Source organism: Rhodococcus opacus B4, assembly GCF_000010805.1.
GTDB lineage: Bacteria > Actinomycetota > Actinomycetes > Mycobacteriales > Mycobacteriaceae > Rhodococcus_F > Rhodococcus_F opacus_C.
The window spans coordinates 1,014,424-1,032,703 of sequence record NC_012522.1 but is presented as its reverse complement, the minus strand read 5'-3'; the positions used below and the strand labels follow the sequence as shown (position 1 = coordinate 1,032,703).

At 69.3% G+C, this 18,280-nt stretch carries 15 protein-coding genes and 2 pseudogenes; 8 read left to right on the top strand and 9 right to left on the bottom strand.

From position 1 onward, the window contains the following. Positions 1–63: 63 nt before the first annotated feature. Positions 64–1,554 (top strand): UDP-N-acetylmuramoyl-L-alanyl-D-glutamate--2,6-diaminopimelate ligase, encoded by a 1,491-nt coding sequence (locus tag ROP_RS04830; protein WP_012688222.1) that lies wholly within the window; start codon positions 64–66, stop codon positions 1,552–1,554. On the opposite strand, the gene cysC is transcribed toward ROP_RS04830, so the two are convergent. The 4 genes from cysC to ROP_RS04810 all read right to left on the bottom strand — a co-directional run bounded on the left by cysC (position 1,551) and on the right by ROP_RS04810 (position 6,260). Further along, positions 1,551–3,434, bottom strand: coding sequence for an adenylyl-sulfate kinase (gene cysC / locus ROP_RS04825; RefSeq protein WP_012688221.1), 1,884 nt, complete (start codon positions 3,432–3,434; stop codon positions 1,551–1,553). The genes ROP_RS04830 and cysC overlap by 4 nt on opposite strands. Next, positions 3,434–4,363, bottom strand: a complete 930-nt coding sequence (cysD, locus tag ROP_RS04820; protein WP_012688220.1) for a sulfate adenylyltransferase subunit CysD — start codon at positions 4,361–4,363, stop codon at positions 3,434–3,436. The genes cysC and cysD (ROP_RS04820) overlap by 1 nt, the downstream gene beginning before the upstream one ends. Beyond that, complete coding sequence (gene stf0 / locus ROP_RS04815) at positions 4,360–5,163, bottom strand: trehalose 2-sulfotransferase (protein ID WP_012688219.1); 804 nt, start codon at positions 5,161–5,163, stop codon at positions 4,360–4,362. Before stf0 ends, cysD (ROP_RS04820) begins: the two co-directional genes overlap by 4 nt. A gap of 230 nt (positions 5,164–5,393) precedes the next feature. Then, positions 5,394–6,260, bottom strand: coding sequence for a universal stress protein (locus ROP_RS04810; RefSeq protein ID WP_012688218.1), 867 nt, complete (start codon positions 6,258–6,260; stop codon positions 5,394–5,396). Between the two features lie 168 nt (positions 6,261–6,428). Between ROP_RS04810 and ROP_RS04805 the strand changes: the two genes are divergently transcribed. From ROP_RS04805 to ROP_RS04775, 7 genes and pseudogenes are all read left to right on the top strand, one after another. Beyond that, positions 6,429–6,824, top strand: a complete 396-nt coding sequence (locus ROP_RS04805) for a DUF1801 domain-containing protein (RefSeq protein ID WP_012688217.1) — start codon at positions 6,429–6,431, stop codon at positions 6,822–6,824. A 121-nt stretch (positions 6,825–6,945) separates the two neighbouring features. Then, on the top strand, positions 6,946–7,452 hold the full coding sequence (locus ROP_RS04800; protein ID WP_012688216.1) for a sigma-70 family RNA polymerase sigma factor: 507 nt from the start codon (positions 6,946–6,948) through the stop codon (positions 7,450–7,452). Next, positions 7,449–8,207 (top strand): anti-sigma factor family protein, encoded by a 759-nt coding sequence (locus ROP_RS04795; protein WP_012688215.1) that lies wholly within the window; start codon positions 7,449–7,451, stop codon positions 8,205–8,207. Before ROP_RS04800 ends, ROP_RS04795 begins: the two co-directional genes overlap by 4 nt. 187 nt (positions 8,208–8,394) lie before the next feature. Then, positions 8,395–10,108, top strand: a pseudogene (locus tag ROP_RS04790) (thiamine pyrophosphate-binding protein). Then, positions 10,105–10,764: pseudogene (locus ROP_RS04785) on the top strand (SRPBCC family protein). Before ROP_RS04790 ends, ROP_RS04785 begins: the two co-directional pseudogenes overlap by 4 nt. A 3-nt stretch (positions 10,765–10,767) precedes the next feature. Next, complete coding sequence (locus ROP_RS04780) at positions 10,768–11,790, top strand: 3-oxoacyl-ACP synthase III family protein (protein ID WP_012688211.1); 1,023 nt, start codon at positions 10,768–10,770, stop codon at positions 11,788–11,790. Position 11,791: 1 nt separating this feature from the next. After that, positions 11,792–12,841 (top strand): aminotransferase class I/II-fold pyridoxal phosphate-dependent enzyme, encoded by a 1,050-nt coding sequence (locus ROP_RS04775; protein ID WP_012688210.1) that lies wholly within the window; start codon positions 11,792–11,794, stop codon positions 12,839–12,841. On the opposite strand, the gene ROP_RS04770 is transcribed toward ROP_RS04775, so the two are convergent. The 5 genes from ROP_RS04770 to ROP_RS04750 are packed head-to-tail and all read right to left on the bottom strand — an operon-like array spanning position 12,777 to position 18,237. Continuing rightward, positions 12,777–13,532: a sirohydrochlorin chelatase gene (locus tag ROP_RS04770; RefSeq protein ID WP_012688209.1), complete on the bottom strand. Its 756-nt coding sequence runs from the start codon at positions 13,530–13,532 to the stop codon at positions 12,777–12,779. The genes ROP_RS04775 and ROP_RS04770 overlap by 65 nt on opposite strands. A gap of 4 nt (positions 13,533–13,536) precedes the next feature. Next, complete coding sequence (locus ROP_RS04765) at positions 13,537–14,823, bottom strand: sulfate adenylyltransferase subunit 1 (RefSeq protein ID WP_012688208.1); 1,287 nt, start codon at positions 14,821–14,823, stop codon at positions 13,537–13,539. Between the two features lie 2 nt (positions 14,824–14,825). Beyond that, the gene (gene cysD, locus ROP_RS04760; RefSeq protein ID WP_012688207.1) at positions 14,826–15,779 is read right to left on the bottom strand and encodes a sulfate adenylyltransferase subunit CysD; all 954 of its coding nucleotides are present in this window, start codon (positions 15,777–15,779) and stop codon (positions 14,826–14,828) included. Beyond that, positions 15,776–16,519 carry a phosphoadenylyl-sulfate reductase gene (locus tag ROP_RS04755; protein ID WP_012688206.1) on the bottom strand — a complete coding sequence of 248 codons (744 nt, stop codon included), beginning with the start codon at positions 16,517–16,519 and terminating at the stop codon, positions 15,776–15,778. Before ROP_RS04755 ends, cysD (ROP_RS04760) begins: the two co-directional genes overlap by 4 nt. Further along, the gene (locus ROP_RS04750; RefSeq protein WP_012688205.1) at positions 16,516–18,237 is read right to left on the bottom strand and encodes a nitrite/sulfite reductase; all 1,722 of its coding nucleotides are present in this window, start codon (positions 18,235–18,237) and stop codon (positions 16,516–16,518) included. Before ROP_RS04750 ends, ROP_RS04755 begins: the two co-directional genes overlap by 4 nt. Positions 18,238–18,280: the final 43 nt, after the last annotated feature.

The following is an 18,280-nucleotide window of genomic DNA, read 5'->3' as shown; positions in this document are numbered from 1 at the left end:
CGCCGTCGGCGGATGATGGCGGTTCCGTGTCCGCGACCTGCACTCCGGTGGTGCACTGGGAGGGTGAGCGTCGACTGCCCGCGGTTCATCCGGCCGAGGCCGCTGCCGGAGGTGCTGCGCCGCCTCGGCCGGTCGGCGACCCTCTGCGGGCCGGGCGACGCCGCGGTGACGGGGATCAACCAGGATTCGCGTCTCGTCCGGGCCGGCGACATGTACGCGGCGCTGCCGGGGCGGCACCGTCACGGGATCGAATTCGCGGCCGAAGCCGCGTCGCGCGGTGCGGTCGCGATGCTCAGCGACCGCACGTCGGACGTTCTGCCGACGATCGTGGTGGGCGATCCGCGCCGGATTCTCGGTCCGCTGGCGTCGTGGATGTACGGCGATCCGTCCGAGGCGTTCGACGTCTACGGGGTGACCGGGACGAACGGGAAGACCAGCACCGTGTATCTGCTGGACGCGGGACTGCGCGCGGCCGGGGCCGTCGCAGGCATGATGACGGGAATCACGGTCCGGGGACCCGGCGGTTCACGGTCCGCGACCCGGACGACACCCGAGGCGTGCGAACTCCAGCAGACACTCGCGGCATTCGCCGAACAGCGGATCGGGGCGGTCGCGATGGAGGTGTCGAGCCACGGCCTCGCACTGCACCGGATCGACGGGACGTCCTTCCGGGTGGGGGTGTTCACCAATCTCGCCCGCGACCATCTGGACTTCCACCCGGACATGGACGCGTACTTCGCGGCGAAGGCCAGATTGTTCGACCCCCGGCACTGCGCGGCGGCCGCCATCGGCATCGACGACGAATTCGGACGCCGACTCGCCGCCACCGTGACCGTGCCCCGGCTGACGTTCTCGTCGAGGACGACGGCGGCCGACATCCACGCGTCCGGCGTGCACGCGGACGAGGGCGGCACGTCGTTCACGCTGCACGGCGCCGGGGACCGGATATCGGTGCGGCTGCGGTTGCTCGGCGTGCACCAGGTGGACAACGCGCTCGCCGCGATCGCCGCCCTCGTCGTTCGGGGCGTGGACCCAGGCGCGGCGATCGCCGGGATCGAGGATCTCGACACCGTCCCGGGACGCCTGGAGGCCGTGGACGCGGGTCAGCCGTTTTTCGCCTTCGTCGACTACATGCACAACACTGCCGGGCAGCGACGGCTGTTTCCGTACCTCCGATCACTGACGGCGGGCCGGGTCATCGCCGTCGTCGGGGCGACGGGGGAGCGCGACCCCGGCAAGCGGGCCCCGCTCGGCGCGACGGCGGCCCGTTTCGCCGACGCCGTCGTCGTCACGGACGAGAGCCCGTACTCGGAGGACGCGCAGCGCCTGCGCGAGGACGTGGCGCGCGGAGCACGCAGCGGCGGCAACGCGGACGTGCTGGTCGTCCCCGACCGCACCGAGGCGATCGCGGCCGCGGTCACCCTCGCAGGCCCCGGTGACGTGGTGGTGGTCGCAGGCCGTGGGCACGACCGGGTCCAGGCCTACGGTCCGCGCCGACGCGTGTTCGACGACCGGATCGCGCTCCACGAGGCACTGCTCCGCTCCCTGAGCTAGGTGGCGAGCCCCTCGTGCCGGGTGAGTTCGGTGAGAATCCGCGCGACGAGGTCGTCGAGGTCGGCGCCGGTGGTGTCGAACGCGAGGTCCGGGTTCTCGGGCGCCTCGTACGGGGCATCGATCCCGGTGAGGCCGCGGAGTTCGCCTGCCCGCGCGCGGGCATAGAGCCCCTTGGGGTCGCGTCGCTCGCACTCCTCGACCGGCGTGCTGACGTGGATTTCGAGGAACGGCAGGGCGGCGGCCTCGTTCAGGGCGCGGGCGATCGCACGGTCCGATCGGAGCGGCGAGACCATCGACGCGACGGCGACCACCCCGGCGTCGGCGAACAACCGGGTGAGGTGCCCGACGCGGCGGATGTTCTCGGCCCGGTCACCGGGTGAGAACCCCAGGTCGTCCGAGATGCCGTGCCGGACGTTGTCGCCGTCGAGAAGGTAGGCGGTCCGGCCGGCGTCGACGAGCGCCCGTTCGAGCGCGACCGCGACGGTCGACTTTCCGGACGCGGGCAGCCCGGTGAGCCAGATGGTCGCGCCCCGCTGCCCGGTGGCGGACCAGCGCCGATCCCGCTCCAGCGACGAGGGGTGCCACTTGATGTCGTGCCGGGTCTGCTCGCCGGGAACGACTTCCCTTGCATCGCTGACGGTTCCGGCTCCGACGGTGTCGTTGCTCTGCTCGTCGATGAGGATGAACGCGCCGGCATCGCGATTGGTGGCGTACGGGTCGGCGAGCACCACGGTGCTCGTCCGGAGCGTGATCCGGCCGATGTCGTTGAGGGCGAGTTCGCTCGGGGAGTCGTGTTCCTCGAGGGTTTCCGGGTCGAGCCGGGTGTGCAACTCCTGCACGGTCGCGCGCACCGTGCGGCTGGTGTGCTTGAGCGCCACCCGGTCGCCCGCCCGCAGCGGGGTCTCGCTCAGCCAGCACACGGTCGCGTCGATCTCGCGGGCCGGGACGGGTGCGGACGCCTCGGCCGCCGCACTGACGACGAGGTCGCCGCGGGCGACGTCGACGTCGTCGGCGAGTTCGAACGACACCGACAGCGGCGCGACCGCGACGGCCCGGTGCGGATCGAGGGTGTCGAGCGCGGTGACCGTGCTGCGGGAACCGGCGGGCAGCACCACCACCTCGTCCCCGACGGACAGGGTGCCCGCCGACAGCCGGCCGGTGTAGCGGCGCCGCTGGTGGTCCGTGGGACGCGCGACCCACTGGATGGGAAGTCGCAGTTCGGATGCGACGGCCGACGGCGCGGCGAGTTCCACCCCTTCGAGATGGTCGAGGAGCGTGGGCCCGTCGTACCAGGGTGTCGAATCCGACCGCGTGACCACGTTGTCTCCGCGGGTGGCGGACACCGGGATCACCGTGAGGTCGCGGCCGCCGAGGCGCTGCGCGAGCAGGCCGAGTTCGGACTCGACTTCCTTGAACCGGGTCTCGTCGAAGTCGACGAGGTCGATCTTGTTGACCACCGCGACCAGGTGCGGAACGCCCAGGAGGTCGGCGATCCGGGCGTGGCGCCGGGTCTGCCGGAGCACGCCGGTGCGCGCGTCCACCAGCAGCACGGCCACGTGGGTGTTCGACGCGCCGGTGAACATGTTGCGGGTGTACCGCTCGTGCCCCGGTGTGTCGGCGAGGACGAAACTCCGGGTCGGCGTCGAGAAGAAACGGTAGGCGACGTCGATGGTGATGCCCTGCTCGCGTTCGGCCCGCAGTCCGTCGGAGAGGGCGGCGAGGTCCGCCTCACCGTCGGCGTTCGTCACCGCCTCGAGATGGTCGGTGGGCAGGCTTCCGGTGTCGTGGAGGAGGCGGCCGATGAGGGTGCTCTTCCCGTCGTCGACGCTGCCCGCGGTGGCGAGTCGCAGCAACTGGCGAGGCCGGCCGGTGGTGGTCATCAGAAGTACCCCTCGCGCTTACGGTCTTCCATCGCGGCAACGGAAGTCCTGTCGTCGGCCCGGGTTTCCCCGCGTTCGGAGACCGTGGCCGCGGCGATCTCCTCGATCACACCGGCGACGTCGCCGGCGTCCGAACGCACGGCGCCGGTGATGGTCAGGTCCCCGACCGTGCGGTACCGCACCCGGAGCCGTTGCACCAGTTCGTTTTCGGTGGGCAGTGTGTACTCGGACAGTCCGAGCAGGATGCCGTCGCGCTCGAACACCTGCCGTTCGTGAACGAAGTAAATCGACGGCAGCGCGAGCTTCTCGAGTTCGATGTAGCGCCAGATGTCGAGTTCGGTCCAGTTGCTGAGCGGGAACACCCGGACCTGCTCACCGCGGCGAATCCGACCGTTGTACAGCGACCACGGCTCGGGGCGCTGCGAACGCGGATCCCACTGCCCGAACTCGTCGCGGAAGCTGAGCACCCGCTCCTTCGCGCGGGCGCGTTCCTCGTCCCGGCGCGCGCCACCGAAGGCGGCGTCGAAGCGGTGCTCCTCCAGGGCGTCGAGCAGGGTCCGGGTCTGCAGCCGGTTCCGGGACGCGCCGGGACCTCCCGTCTCGGCGACGCGGCCCCTGTCGATCGACTCCTGCACCGACGCGACGATCAGCCGGTGACCGTCCTCGGCGAGCCGGCGATCGCGGAAGTCGATCACCTCGGGGAAGTTGTGCCCGGTGTCGACGTGCAGGACGGGAAACGGCAACGGGGACGGCCGGAACGCCTTCTCCGCCAGCCTCAGCAGCACGATCGAGTCCTTGCCCGCCGAGAACAGCAGCACCGGTCGCGCGAGTTCCGCGACCACCTCGCGGATGATGTGCACGGCCTCGGCCTCCAGCGCGCGGAGTTCGTCCACGTGTGCGTCCGGGTCGGCGGACGGTACGGCGGTCACAGCGGAAGCCCGTTCGCGGCGGCCTCGGACCGGTAGCGCAGGGCCCATTCCCTGGAGCGGCCGTCGCTCTGCTGCTTCAGTGGCGGCGGGGGCGCGAGATCGGCGTCGAGCCCGAGTTCGACGAGCACCTTCGCCGCCGTCGCCTGCGGGGCCGCGACGAGATCGTCGAAACCGATGTCGATGTGGTCGAGTCCCTCCGTCTCGAACCAGTTGCGCCACTGCACATCCTGATCGCGGAGGATGCCGACGAGGTGCGCGATGCCGTCCGCGTGGTATTCGGCGCCGTCGTGCGGGGTGGGCGGGGTGGCATCGTCGCGCCAGACCTGGGTCTGCACCGCCCGCCACATCGACACCGCCTGCGCGACGACGTCACGCCGGAAGACGTGGATGAAGACCAGATCGCGGCCCAGGATGTCGCCCAGCGCGGACCGCAGGTCGTCGCCGGACCGGTCCGGGAGTCCGGCGGCGCGGTCGAGGACGAGCGGCACCTGGTTCCACATCAGCTTGCCGCCCCACACGCCGTTGGGGGTGCGCCCGACGTTGAGCAGTTGATCGCGCCACTGCTCCGCGGTGCGGGTGTCGGCGGTCCCCGGTTCGAGCGGGGCGAGCAGGGAGAGCACCGTCTCGTCGGTGACCGACTCGAACCACTGCCGTGGCTGCGGTGACCGGCTGGTGGACGGCAGGTATTGGAAGAACTCCTCCGGGTTGCCTGCCACGGTCGTGGCGCGAAGGGATTCGACGAGCAGTGTGCTGCCACTGCGCTGCGACGCGCAGACGAGATATGAGCGTGGCTCCGACATGCCGGAAACTATAAGGGCGAAATTCGGTGCCGAAATCGGGAGGAAATCGAATGAGCGTGATCGAAACACTTGCATTTCCGCTGCCGATGACCAGGTGAAATTCAGGGCGCGCGGCGCACGGTAAAGCGCCAGTTCAGGGCGGTTTCCGGACAGTCGAAAGCGGTGTGCTCGTCGCCGGTGGAATTGTGGCGCGACGGGCGACTATGAATCAGGCTGATCGAAATTCGCGGTCAGCCTTTTCGGCAGATGAGAACCGGGCACCGGGCGTGGTGGATGAGGCTCTGACTCGTCGAACCCACGATCGAGGCGGTGAAGGGATTTCTGCCGTGACTGCCGACGGCGATCAGTTGCGCACCGAAGGAATATTCGAGGAGCACCTTCATCGGCCCGCCGCGCTCGAGGCAGCGGGTGACCTCGACGTCGGGGTACTTCTCCCGCCACCCGGCGAGACTCTCGGCGAGCCACGCCTCCTCGTGCTGCACCAGGTCGGACCAGTCGGTGAAGCGGCGTTCCTCCGAATACCACGCACCGAGGGTGGAGTGCTCGGCCCACGTATGGACCGCGACGAGAGGAACGCCGAAGAACGCCGCGAACTCGAACGCATGGGCAACGGCCATGTCGCTCAGTTCGCTTCCGTCCACACCGACCACGACGGGGCGGCTCTCGCTGACCTCGTGGCCCTGGATCCCGCGCCAGACGACGACGGGGCACTCGGCTCGATTCGACACCCGAACGACGTCGGAACCGGCGACGACGGATTTCATCTCACTGGTGGCCGCGGGGCCGAGTACCAGCATTCGGGCCGTCTTGGACAGTTCCACCAGCGCATGGGCGGGAGGGCCGGGATGGGTACTGCGTTCCACCTCCAGGTCCCGCTGCCCGTTCCGGACGGCGCGTTCGGCGGCCTCGAGGACCTCCTCGCCGTCCGGGTGACCGTCGCCGCGCCCGGAGTTCGGATGTTTCGGTAACACGTGGACGAGGCGCAGCGGCTCCTCGAAGCGCCGCGCGGCGGACGCAGCCCACGCTGCCGCCTCCAGCGCGCCGTCCGAACCGTCGATGCCTGCCACGATGCCGCGTCGAATCCGTGCTGTGCTCATGGGGGTGCTCCTCACCTCCATTCCAGTTTGATCCAGGACGGCGGCGGCGCGCCAGAGGTAAATCGGCGGGCGGCGGATCCCCCCGCGGTATTCGGTGTGATCGGCGTGATCCGCGGGGATACTCGAGGGACCGGACGGTGAGGACGAACCGAGGGGGCGACTGGTCATATGGCGAAGCGGACGAACGGCTCGGACGCACGAGGAGACTCTCCCTCGCAGCTGATCGATGCGCGCATCGACGAGCTGGGGGACTGGCGGGGCGAGATGCTTGCCCGGATCCGGGCGCTGGTCACGGAGGCCGACCCCGACGTGGTCGAGGAGTGGAAGTGGCGAGGGGTCCCGGTGTGGTCGCACGCCGGAATGATCTGCACCGGTGAGACGTACAAGAACGCCGTGAAGGTGACATTCGCGAAGGGCGCTTCGCTGGACGACCCGGCAGGTCTGTTCAACTCCGGTCTCGACGGCAACACCCGGCGCGCCATCGACTTCCACGAGGGCGACACGGTAGACGAGACCGCGTTCCAGGCGCTCGTGCACGCCGCCGTGGCACTGAACATCTCCTGAGGTACGGGCCAAGGGTTTTCGCTCGCCGAGACCGGTTCAACCTGGGGTTTCCTTTCGTCTCGGCGGTGCGGTGAACCGGAGGCGCGGGTGAACCGTGTGTACTGCTGGGAGGTGGTGACCGATGCCGGATGCCCAGACGGAGCTCATGCACGCCCTGTACGAGGAACATGCCCCCGCAGTCTGGCGGTATGCCCTCCGGCTGACCGGCGACCGCGCCCGCGCCGAGGACATCGTGCAGGAGGTGCTGCTGCGCGCCTGGAAGCATCCGAACGTGCTCGACCAGTCGGAGTCTTCGGCTCGGGCGTGGTTGTTCACGGTCGCCAGGAACCTGGTGTTCGACGAGCACCGCAGTGCCCGGTCCCAGCGTGAGGTCGGGATGAGTTCGACACCCGAACGGGCGGCCCCGGACGGTTCGGACGGCGCGCTCGACGCCTGGATGATGGGGGATGCGCTGGCCCGGCTCAGCACAGACCATCGTGCGGTTCTCGTGCTCGGCTACTACCGGGGGATGTCGACCCACCAGATCGCCGACGAACTCGGCATTCCGGAGGGAACGGTGAAATCCCGCATGCATTACGGATTGCGGGCCCTTCGATTGGCTCTGCAGGAAATGGGGGTGACCCGATGACGCTCGACGACTTCGAGTCGCACGAGGATCCCTACGTCCGCTGGGACGCCGCCTACGTGCTCGGTGCGATGTCCGGCGCCGATCGGCGCGAGTACGAGGCCCACCTCACCCACTGCGCACAATGCTCGCAGGCAGTGTCCGAATTGGCGGGCATGCCCGGTCTGCTGGCCCTGATCACACCGGAAGAGGCGTTCGGCACGCTGTCCGGGAACGGTGCGCCTGTGGACGAGGAGACGCCCGCACCACGGGTGCTGACCGGGCTGGTGGGCGCGGTGCAGCAGCGCCGACGGCACCGGCGCGCGGCGACGGCCCTCGCAGCGGCGGCCGCCGTGATCGCGGTGGCCGTCCCCGTCGGCGTCCTGGCGACCCAGGATCGGACGCCGGCCGCTCCCGTCACGGCCCTGCCCGCCCCGGACCGGGCGAACACCACCGAGGCCGTGTTCGCACCCGTGGTTCCGACGACGATCACCGCGAGCGCGTCCGTCGTGTCGACGTCCTTCGGCACGGTGATCTTCGTCGAGTGCTCCTACGAGGACACGTGGCCCGGCGACGGGCGCTACGGGGCCGCCACCGAGGGGTACGCGCTGACCGTGACCGATCGCTCCGGAGTGGCCACCACCGTGGCCACCTGGACCGGGGAAGCCGGGCAGACGGTGCGGCCCACGGCCACCACCAGCCTGCCCGTCGACGCGATCGCGAGTATCGACGTGCGATCCGAGGACGACTATCAGGTATTGCTGAGCACGGCGTTGTGAACAGGTCGCAGGGAGTCGGCCCGGTTTCCGTACTCCCCGCACGCTCGGCCGCCGTGTCTCTCTCGCCACGTCCGTTCCGTGGAAAAATGTTCTGCCACCGGTGAACCCGGCCGGTACGTGGTTCGTGTGTATTTCCAGTGGGTGATTCCAGGTCGCCCCGTCCGATCCACGACACGGGGGTCTGCCGATGAATCTCACACATCACGAGCCGCGGAAAACCGGTCGGAGCATGCGTGTCGCCGACTACATCGTCGCGGTACTGGCCGCGGAGGGGGTCGAGCACGTTTTCGGGGTGGGAGGCGCGAACATCGAGGACCTCTACGACGCGCTGCACCGCTCCCCGGACGTCGAAGGTGTCGTCGCCAAACACGAGTTCTCGGCGACGACCATGGCCGACGGATACGCCAGAACCGCGAACCGGACAGGTGTGGTCGCCGCGACGTCGGGCGGCGGCGCACTCAATGTGATTGCCGGGCTCGGTGAGGCATTCGCGTCCCGCGTGCCGCTGCTGGCGTTGATCGGGCAACCGCCGACGTCGCTCGAAGGGGCGGGCGCGTTCCAGGACACGAGTGGGCTGGCGGGGTCGATCGATGCGTCCCGGTTGTTCGGCGAGGTGTCGCTGTACTGCGCGCGCGTCGAATCGCCGCTCGACCTCGACCGCCGACTGGCCGAGGCGCTTGCCGCGGCCCGTCGCGGCGGACCGGCGGTACTGCTGCTGCCGAAGGACATTCAGCAGGCGATCGGCGAGTTCCCGGAACCGCACCGAACGGACCCGGCCGCGCCGCACGCTGCTTCCACGGACGTGGCGCGGCTCGCCGAGGCCCCTGCGCGACGACTACGGCCGTATCACCGTCATCGCCGGCGACGAGGTCGCGCGGGCGGGCGCGCGAGGGGAACTCGCCGAACTCGCGCACGTGCTCGGGGCCCGGATCGCCGTCACGCCCGACGCGAAGGACGTGCTCGACCCGGCGGCCCCGGGACGCCTCGGGATCACCGGCGCAATGGGGAACCCGGATGTGATCGACGCACTGCGGGATTGCGATCTCTGCCTGCTCGTCGGCACCCGACTGCCGGTGATGGCACGGGGAGGCCTCGACGCCGCGCTGGAGAAGACGCTCGTGTACAGCGTCGGGTCGGCGACGCCGTATGTGCAGGCGCGGCACGTGCCGACCCGGGATCTGCGGGCGACGCTGCGCCGGCTCGTCACGGAGATCGGACCGCCGGCGTCACCGGTACCCCTCGTGCCCGGCGATCCGACTCTGATCGACGTACCTCGCCCCGACACGTCGGGCATGCGCTACACGGACGCGGTGACGGCGCTCGCCGCGGCGATGCCCGACGGCGCCGACGTGTTCGCGGACGCCGGGAACACGGGCGCCGCTGTGGTGCACCACCTTCCGGTCTCGACCGGAGGCCGGTTCGTCGTGGCGCTGGGAATGGGCGGGATGGGCTACACGTTCGGCGCCGCGATCGGGTCCGCGTTCTCGCGGGGTCGCCGCACGTTCGTGATCGCCGGCGACGGCGCGTTCTACGCGCACGGACTCGAAATCCACACGGCCGTCGAATACGCCGTACCGGTCACGTTCGTCGTGTTCAACAACAACGCCCACGCGATGTGCCTCACGCGCGAACAGGTGTACTTCGAGGGCGCCTACACCTACAGCCGGTTTCGTCCCGCCCGCATCGCGGCCGGAGTCGGCGCACTGCTCCCCGGGCTGCCATGCCACACGGTCGACACGACCGCCGACCTGGCCCACGCCCTGCGGTCCACGGCGGCGTCGACGGGCCCCGCCGTCATCGAAGTCGTCTGCGACGCAGACGAACTACCGCCGTTCCTGCCGTTCCTGCCCGCACGAGGCGCCGCCCAGAAAACCGAAACCCGAGAAGGAGCACGCCGATGACCGCCCACGAGATCGCACCGCTGCCCGACCTTCCCGCCGACCTGCCCGGCCTCGTCCGCATCTAGACCTCCGACCGCCACGCGACGACACCGATCATCATGGACATGCTGAGGTCGGTGTACCCGCACGACCAGGTGTTCGGAAAGTACTGCACCGTCCAGGACTACATCGACTGTCCGCCGGACGAGGTGTTCCGCTACCTCGCGCACACCCGGAGCCTCGAGGAATGGACGTACAGCTTGCGGGGATTCACCCCGGCCGGAGAACCCGGGTTGTGGCTCGCGTACGACCGCCTCGGCGACACGACCGAAATCTACACGCGCACCGTGGCACATCCCGCCGCGAGGACCGTCGATTACCACTGCGCCTGGGACCAGGGAAAACACCTGTGGATGGTGTACCTGATGCGGGTGGTGGACGCGCGCACGGTCCTGGACGTCGACGGATCCGTCGTGCTGTGGACCAACTGTCACCACCCCTTCTACGACCAGAATCCGTACCCCGAGAGCGCTCCCGCGGACCGGGTTCCGTGGGTGGGTGACTTCTGGGAGATGTTCGCCGCCGGACACCAGCTCGAGATGAGCAATCTCAAGGCGATCTGCGAATACCGATGGGCGAACGGCCTGCCCGTGACCCCGACCTGGATGAGTGAGTGAGACATGGACACCGTCAGCCTGATCGACATCGCCGGCTACCTGCCCGAGAACCGGGTGGGAGCAGACTACTTCGCCCAATTCGCTGCCTCCGACCGGCTCGCCGAGAACATCATGTTCCGGGCGCCCAAATTCCGCCACCACATCGCGAGCGACGAGAACGCCGTCGACATGGCCGAACGCGCGGTCGCCCCGCTGATCGAACGGAACGGCTCCGAACTCGTCTCCAACGTGGACATCCTCATCACCCACACCCAGTTGCCCGATGTCCCGGTCCTCGGCACCGGCGGAGAACTCGCGCGCCGAATGGGGATCACCCCGGAGTGGGTGGTGGACCTGCACAACGGCGGCTGCGCGTCGTTCGTCTACATGATCAAGCTGGCGCGTCAGATCATGCAGACCAGCGATGCGTCGACCGCCCTGATCGTGGCGGTGCAGAACAGTGCGGGCCAGATCTTCACGCAGCCGGACGTGCGCGTGCTGGCACAGTCGGCGGTGCCGGGGGACGGCGCGGGCGCGTGCCTGCTCGTGAAATCGGAGGTCGCGCCGGTGCTCGGGCTCGAATGCCGGACCTACCCCGAGTTCGCCGGGGACACGACGGCCGCCGTCGATCCGCCGCGCAAGTACTGGGAGGCGGGAAGCGGCCAATTGCACATCGGGTTCACCGAATCGAAGATCGCGAAGGTCTTCGCCCGCGGGAACCGGCTCGTCCCCGAGGTGGCGCTCGCGGTGTGCAAGCAGGTCGGCATCACCCCGGACGAGATCGACACCCTGGTCACCAACCAGCCCAACCGGCTGTTCCTGCGCAATTGGCGGGACGCACTCGAGCTTCCGGCGGAACGACACCCCGATACGTTCGAGGAATGCGGGAACCTGTTCGGCGCCGCGATTCCCGTCACCCTGGACATCGAGAACCGGGCGGGCCGGATCCCGAACGGTTCGCTGGTGATGATGTCGGCCTTCGCGCACGCGGGCGACTTCGCCGGGGCCGGGGCGATCCGGTGGGGCGCCGCCCCGGCGGGGGTGTGAGATGACGGCGCCGACCATCGCGCGACCCGGCGTGCGATTCGATCTCGCGCTGAGCGAGAACCCCTTCGCGCCGCTGCCCTCCGTGCTCACCGCGCTCGACGGTGTCATGCGACAGGCGCACCGGTATCCGGAGTTTCTGCCCGACCGGCTGATCGAGATCATCGCGGATCACGGAGGACTCGAACCCGATCAGGTGGTGGTCGGGGCAGGCGCCACCGGCGTCGCCCTGCAGATCATGCACGCCGTCGCCGGGCCGGGGGAGCGGATCGTGTTCACCGCCCCGACATTCGACGGGTACCCGATCCTCGCGCGGATCGCGGCCCTCGACGCGGTGCCGGTGCCGATCCTCCCGGACGGCGGGCAGGATCTGACCGCGATGGCGGCCGTGATCGACGACCGCACCCGGCTCGTCGTCGTGTGCCGCCCGCACAACCCCACCGGGACCCTCGTTGCCGCCGCCGAACTGGCGGACTTCCTCCGCCGGGTGCCGGAGCGGGTGGTCGTCGTTCTCGACGAGGCGTACGTGGAGTTCGTCGAGAACCGACTGGTCCTGGACGCGCACCGCATCGTCGCCGAACATCCGAACGTCGTGTTCCTGCGTACGTTCTCCAAGGCCTACGGACTCGCCGGATTGCGAATCGGGTACGGCTTCGCGGCTGCGGCTCTGGCCCGGAGGATTCGCGCGCTGAAACTCCCGTTCGGGATGGGGAGCGCCGCCGTTCCCGCGGTCACGGCGTCGTATTCCGCCGAACGCGAACTCTGCACCCGGGTGTCCGCGATCGTCGCCGAACGCGAGAAACTGTGGCGCACGTTGAGGGCGGCGGGAATGCCGGTCCCGCGCAGTCACGCCAACTTCCTGTACCTCCCCGGGGCGGGAGTCGGTGACACACTCGCCCGTGCCGGCATCCACGCGCGCACGTATCCCAGTGGTGACGTGCGGATTGCGGTCGGGAACCCGGACGCCGGGCGTGCGGTGATCGACGCGATCAGGCCGACAGTGCGCGGTAGCGCCGCAGTTCCGCGTGCGTCTGCGAGTAGCGGTCGAGCATGACGTCGAGCAGCCGGGGATGGGGTCCGATGGTGGCCGCGTAGGTGATGCCGGGCCCGCAGGATTCCGCGGCGCGGCTCAGCCGGTCCGTGAGCAGTCCCGGTGCGAGGAACCACGGTGCGATCACGATGCGCTCGGCGCCTTTGTGCCGCAACGTCGAGATCGCCTGCTGCACCGACGGTTCCGCCGCCGTGGCGAAGCAGCTGACCGCACCCGACCACTCGGTGCCCGCGACGACCGCCCCGGCCAGCGCACGGGTGTGGTCGTTGGCTGCCGGGTCGGACGAACCGACCGCGGCGAGGACGATCCCGAGTCCGGACTCGCCGGTCGAACCGACGGCCTCGCCGATCCGGTCACGGACGGCCTCGACCAGCCGGGCATCGTGCCCGAGGACGTCGGCCTGCCGGACGTGCAGGTGGGGATGACGGAGGCGGGCGGCGTCCAGAAGAGCCGGAAGGTCGACGCGGGCGTGGAACGCGCTGCCCAGCAGCATCGGCACGACCACGGCGGAGGAATGCCCTTCGGCGGCGACCGCGTCGATCACCTGGTCCACGGACGGCGCGTTGAGGTCGAGGAAGCACAACCGGACGTCGAGATCCGGGCGCCGCTCCCGGAGCGCCGACACGGCAGCCGCCACCACCCGCGCACTGCGGGGGTCGCGACTGCCGTGTGCGACAGCGATCAGCGGAGTCATCGCACTAGACGCGCTCGCCGAGCTCCACCGCTGCGATCGCATCTCCGACGAGGCCGGCCGCGAGCGTGTTGCCGCCGGCCGGATCGATCAGCAGGAAGCTGCCGGTGTGGCGGTTCACGGTGTAGTCGTCGGCGACGATCGGCTCCGCGACACGCACCGAGATCTTGCCGATCTCGTTGAGCTCCAGCGACTCCGGGGCGGCCTCCGACGTCAGCTCCTGCTCGTTGAAACGCTCGACGAGTGTGCCCACGATGGCCTGCGTGGTGCGGGTGCCGTGCTTGAGCAGCAGGCGGGCACCGGGGCGCAGCGGCTTCTCCGCCAGCCAGCAGACGGTCGCGTCGAACTCACCGAGCGGCTCCGGGGCGTCGGCGGGAGAGGCGATGACGTCGCCGCGGGAGACGTCGACGTCGTCGGCCAGCACGAGGGTGACGCTGCGGCCGGCGTGGGCGCTGTCGAGCTCGCCGTCCGCCGTGTCGATCCGGGTGACGATGGTGCGCACACCCGACGGCAGGATCACGACCTCGTCGCCCGGGGTCACCTCACCGGCGGCGACCTGTCCCGCGTACCCGCGGTAGTCCGGGAACTCGGCCGTGCGCGGACGGATCACGTATTGCACGGGGAAGCGGAGACCCACCCGGTGCGGTTCGGCGTCCACCGGGATCGACTCGAGGTGCTCGATCAGGGTGGGGCCGTCGTAGTACGGGGTGTTCTCGGAGCGCACGGCCACGTTGTCGCCGTGCAGGGCCGATACGGGGATCTCGACGACGTCCTCGGACGCCCAGCCGAGCGAACTGGTCAGAGAGTTGAATTCCGCCGAGATGTCCGCGAACACGGTGGCCGGGTCCTCGACGAGGTCGATCTTGTTGACGGCCAGCACCAGCTTGGGGACACCCAGCAGCGCCAGGACGGCCGCGTGCTTCCGCGTCTGCGAGATGACGCCCTTGCGCGCGTCGACCAGCAGGATCACCAGCTGCGCGGTGGACGCGCCGGAGACGGTGTTGCGGGTGTACTGCACGTGACCGGGGGTGTCGGCGAGCACGAAGGTGCGGTTGGGCGTCGCGAAGTAGCGGTACGCCACGTCGATCGTGATGCCCTGCTCGCGTTCCGCGCGCAGGCCGTCGACCAGCAGCGAGAGGTCGGGGGTGGACAGTCCCCTGTCCACCGACGCCCGGGTGACGGCGTCGATCTGATCGGCGAGAACTGATTTCGTGTCGTACAGCAGACGGCCGACGAGGGTCGACTTGCCGTCGTCCACACTGCCGGCGGTGGCAAGCCTCAGAAGATCGCTCATGATCAGAAATAGCCCTCTCGCTTGCGGTCTTCCATGGCCGCTTCGGAAACTCGGTCGTCGCCACGGGTTGCGCCGCGCTCGGTCAGCCGGGACGCCGCGACCTCGGCGAGGATCGCCTCGTTGTCGCCGGCCTCGGAAAGAACTGCGCCGGTGGTGGACCCGTCGCCGACGGTGCGGTACCGCACCGACAGCGTCTGCAGGTCCTCACCCTCGGTCGGCCCGCCCCACACGCCGGGCGTCATCCACATGCCGTCACGCTGGTACACCTCGCGCTGATGCGCGTAGTAGATGCTGGCCAGTTCGACGTTGTCGCGGGCGATGTACCGCCAGATGTCGAGTTCGGTGAAGTTGCTGAGCGGGAACACGCGGACCTGCTCACCGGGGGAGTGCTTGCCGTTGTACAGGTTCCACAGTTCGGGGCGTTGCTTCTTCGGATCCCACTGGCCGAAACTGTTGCGCAGCGAGAAGATCCGCTCCTTCGCCCGGGCCCGCTCCTCGTCGCGTCGAGCGCCGCCGAAGACCGCGTCGAAACGGTTCTCGGAGATCGCGTCGAGCAGGGGAACCGTCTGCAGCGGGTTCCGGATCCCGTCGGGACGCTCGGTGAGCCGGCCGTCGGCCAGGTAGTCCTCGACCTTCGCCACGTGCAGTCGCAGGTTGTACTTGGACACGACATGATCGCGGAAGTCGAGGACTTCCTGCAGGTTGTGGCCGGTGTCCACGTGCAGCAGCGCGAACGGCAGCGGTGCAGGCCAGAACGCCTTGATCGCCAGGTGCAGCAGCACCGTGGAGTCCTTGCCGCCGGAGAACAGGATCACGGGGCGTTCGAACTCGCCCGCGACCTCACGGAAGATGTGGATCGCTTCCGACTCGAGTGCGTCGAGCGTGTCGAACTGCGTCCCGTCCAATTGCGGCCGGACGGCGGCTTCTGCGAGGGAAGTGGAGATGTCGATGGTCATGAGGCGTGCAACCCGCATTCTGTCTTGGCCTGACCGGCCCAGCGACCGCTGCGCGGATCGCTGCCGGGGGCTGGCTTGCTGGTGCACGGAGCGCACCCGATGGACGGATAGCCCTCGTCGACGAGAGGATTCACCAGAATCGAGTGCTCGTCGATGTAGGACTGCATGTCTTCGTCGGACCACGCGGCGATCGGATTGATCTTCACCAGACCGAACGCGTCGTCGAACGAGATCAGGGGGGCGTTGGCGCGTGTGGGGGCCTCGACCCGGCGGATGCCGGTGACCCACGCCTTGTAGCCGGCGAGCGTCTTCTTCAGCGGGGCAACCTTCCGCAGTGCGCAGCACCGGTTGGGTTCGCGAGCGAACAGATCCTTGCCCTCCGCCGCATCCTGTTCGGCGACACTCGCCTCGGCGCGCGCGTTGATCACGTTGACGCCGTACACCTGCTCGACGGCGTCACGGGTGCCGATGGTCTCCGCGAAGTGGTAGCCGGTGTCGAGGAACAGCACGTCCACGCCGGGATGAACCTGGGCGGCGAGGTGAACCAGCACGCCGTCCTGCATGTTCGACGCAACGATGAAGCTGTTGCGATACCCCGTCCCCTCGCTCGCCCCGCTCCCGAACGTCTCTTCCGTCCACTGCAGCAGCTCCCGCGCGGAGGCACCCTCGAGGCTTGCCGCTCCCCGCGCGGCGAGCTCCCTCAGGTCGCCCTCGGTTGCGCTGGACAGGTCGACGCTCATCGCAGGTCCTCCTCGTCTGCTCGGACGGTCCACTCGGCGAATCGCTCGCCCTCGTTGCGGTGCTTGACGAATTGGCGCACCACGCGCTCGATGTAGTCGCCCAGCTCCCCGCTGGTCACCTTGTGCTGGCGCAGCTTGCGGCCGAAACCGGCGTCGAGGCCGAGGCTGCCGCCCAGGTGCACCTGGAAGCCCTCGATCTGGTTGCCCGCACCATCGTCGACGAGCATGCCCTTGAACCCGATGTCGGCGATCTGGGACCGGCCGCAGGAGTTCGGGCAGCCGTTGATGTTCACCGTGATCGGCACGTCCAGGCTGGCGTTGATGTCGGCCAGGCGCTCCTCGAGTTCCGGCGCGAGCACCTGCGACCGCTTGCGGGTCTCGGTGAACGACAGCTTGCAGAACTCGATGCCGCTGCATGCCAGCAGGTTTCGACGCCAGTGCGACGGGCGTCCGTGCAGCCCGAGGGGCTTGAGCTCGTCGATCAGCCATTCGACCTTGTCGTCCGGCACGTCGAGCACGATCAGCTTCTGGTACGGGGTGAAGCGGACGCGGTCGGAACCGACGGCGGCGACCGCCTCGGCCACCTTGGTCAGGATGGTGCCCGACACCCGGCCCGCGATCGGGGAGAAGCCGATCGCGTTGAGCCCGTTGCGCAGCTTCTGCACACCGATGTGGTCGATCGGGCGCTCCGGCTTGGCCGGTGCCGGGCCGTCGATCAGCTTCCGCTTCAGGTACTCGGTCTCGAGCACCTCGCGGAACTTCTCGATGCCCCAGTCCTTGATCAGGAACTTCAGCCGCGCCTTGGAGCGCAGCCGGCGGTAGCCGTAGTCGCGGAAGATCGAGACGACGGCCTCCCACACGTCCGGCACCTCGTCGAGCGGCACCCACACGCCGACCCGCTGCGCGAGCATCGGGTTGGTGGACAGGCCGCCGCCGACCCACAGGTCCAGGCCGGGTCCGTGCTCGGGGTGGTTGACGCCGACGAACGCGACGTCGTTGATCTCGTGCACCACGTCCTGCTGGCCGGAGATCGCGGTCTTGAACTTGCGCGGCAGGTTGGAGTACTCGGGCTTGCCGATGTAGCGGCGGACGATCTCGTCGATCGCGGGCGTGGGGTCGAGGACCTCGTCGAGGGACTCGCCGGCCAGCGGGGAGCCGAGCACCACACGCGGGCAGTCGCCGCAGGCCTCGGTGGTCTGCAGGCCGACGGACTCGAGGCGCTTCCAGATCTCCGGGACGTTCTCGATCTCGATCCAGTGGTACTGGACGTTCTCGCGGTCGGAGAGGTCGGCGGTGTCGCGACCGAAGTCCGTGGAGATGCCGCCGAGGGTGCGCAGCTGCTCGACGTTCAGGGCGCCGGCGTCGCAGCGGACCCGCATCATGAAGTACCGGGCCTCGAGCAGGTCGATGTTCTCGTCGCCGGTGAAGGTGCCGTCGTAACCCTGCTCGCGCTGGGTGTAGAGGCCCCACCAGCGCATGCGTCCGCGCAGGTCGCCCTTGTCGATGCTGTCGAAGCCCTGCTTCGAGTAGATGTTCTCGATGCGGGCCCGGACGTTGAGCGGGTTGTCGTCCTTCTTGGCCTGCTCGTTGGCATTGAGGGGCTCGCGGTAGCCGAGGGCCCACTGGCCTTCGGCACGTCGCCGGGCCGGCTTCGCCGTGCGCGTGCGCGCGGGTGCTGCCTGGGCGGCAGCGGGGGAGGCGTCGGTGGTCGACGTCATGGAGCACTCCTGAATCTCACGATGCACCGGCTGAGGCCGAGGA

Bases quoted from the DNA above. Each gene is read 5' to 3' on its own strand.
- ROP_RS04770 (WP_012688209.1), bottom strand. From the start codon at position 13,532: ATGACTCCGCTGATCGCTGTCGCACACGGCAGTCGCGACCCCCGCAGT.
- ROP_RS04810 (WP_012688218.1), bottom strand. From the start codon at position 6,260: ATGAGCACAGCACGGATTCGACGCGGCATCGTGGCAGGCATCGACGGT.
- ROP_RS04775 (WP_012688210.1), top strand. From the start codon at position 11,792: ATGACGGCGCCGACCATCGCGCGACCCGGCGTGCGATTCGATCTCGCG.
- ROP_RS04765 (WP_012688208.1), bottom strand. From the start codon at position 14,823: ATGAGCGATCTTCTGAGGCTTGCCACCGCCGGCAGTGTGGACGACGGC.
- ROP_RS04750 (WP_012688205.1), bottom strand. From the start codon at position 18,237: ATGACGTCGACCACCGACGCCTCCCCCGCTGCCGCCCAGGCAGCACCC.
- cysC (WP_012688221.1), bottom strand. From the start codon at position 3,434: ATGACCACCACCGGCCGGCCTCGCCAGTTGCTGCGACTCGCCACCGCG.
- ROP_RS04755 (WP_012688206.1), bottom strand. From the start codon at position 16,519: ATGAGCGTCGACCTGTCCAGCGCAACCGAGGGCGACCTGAGGGAGCTC.
- ROP_RS04805 (WP_012688217.1), top strand. From the start codon at position 6,429: ATGGCGAAGCGGACGAACGGCTCGGACGCACGAGGAGACTCTCCCTCG.
- ROP_RS04800 (WP_012688216.1), top strand. From the start codon at position 6,946: ATGCCGGATGCCCAGACGGAGCTCATGCACGCCCTGTACGAGGAACAT.
- stf0 (WP_012688219.1), bottom strand. From the start codon at position 5,163: ATGTCGGAGCCACGCTCATATCTCGTCTGCGCGTCGCAGCGCAGTGGC.
- ROP_RS04795 (WP_012688215.1), top strand. From the start codon at position 7,449: ATGACGCTCGACGACTTCGAGTCGCACGAGGATCCCTACGTCCGCTGG.
- cysD (WP_012688207.1), bottom strand. From the start codon at position 15,779: ATGACCATCGACATCTCCACTTCCCTCGCAGAAGCCGCCGTCCGGCCG.
- ROP_RS04780 (WP_012688211.1), top strand. From the start codon at position 10,768: ATGGACACCGTCAGCCTGATCGACATCGCCGGCTACCTGCCCGAGAAC.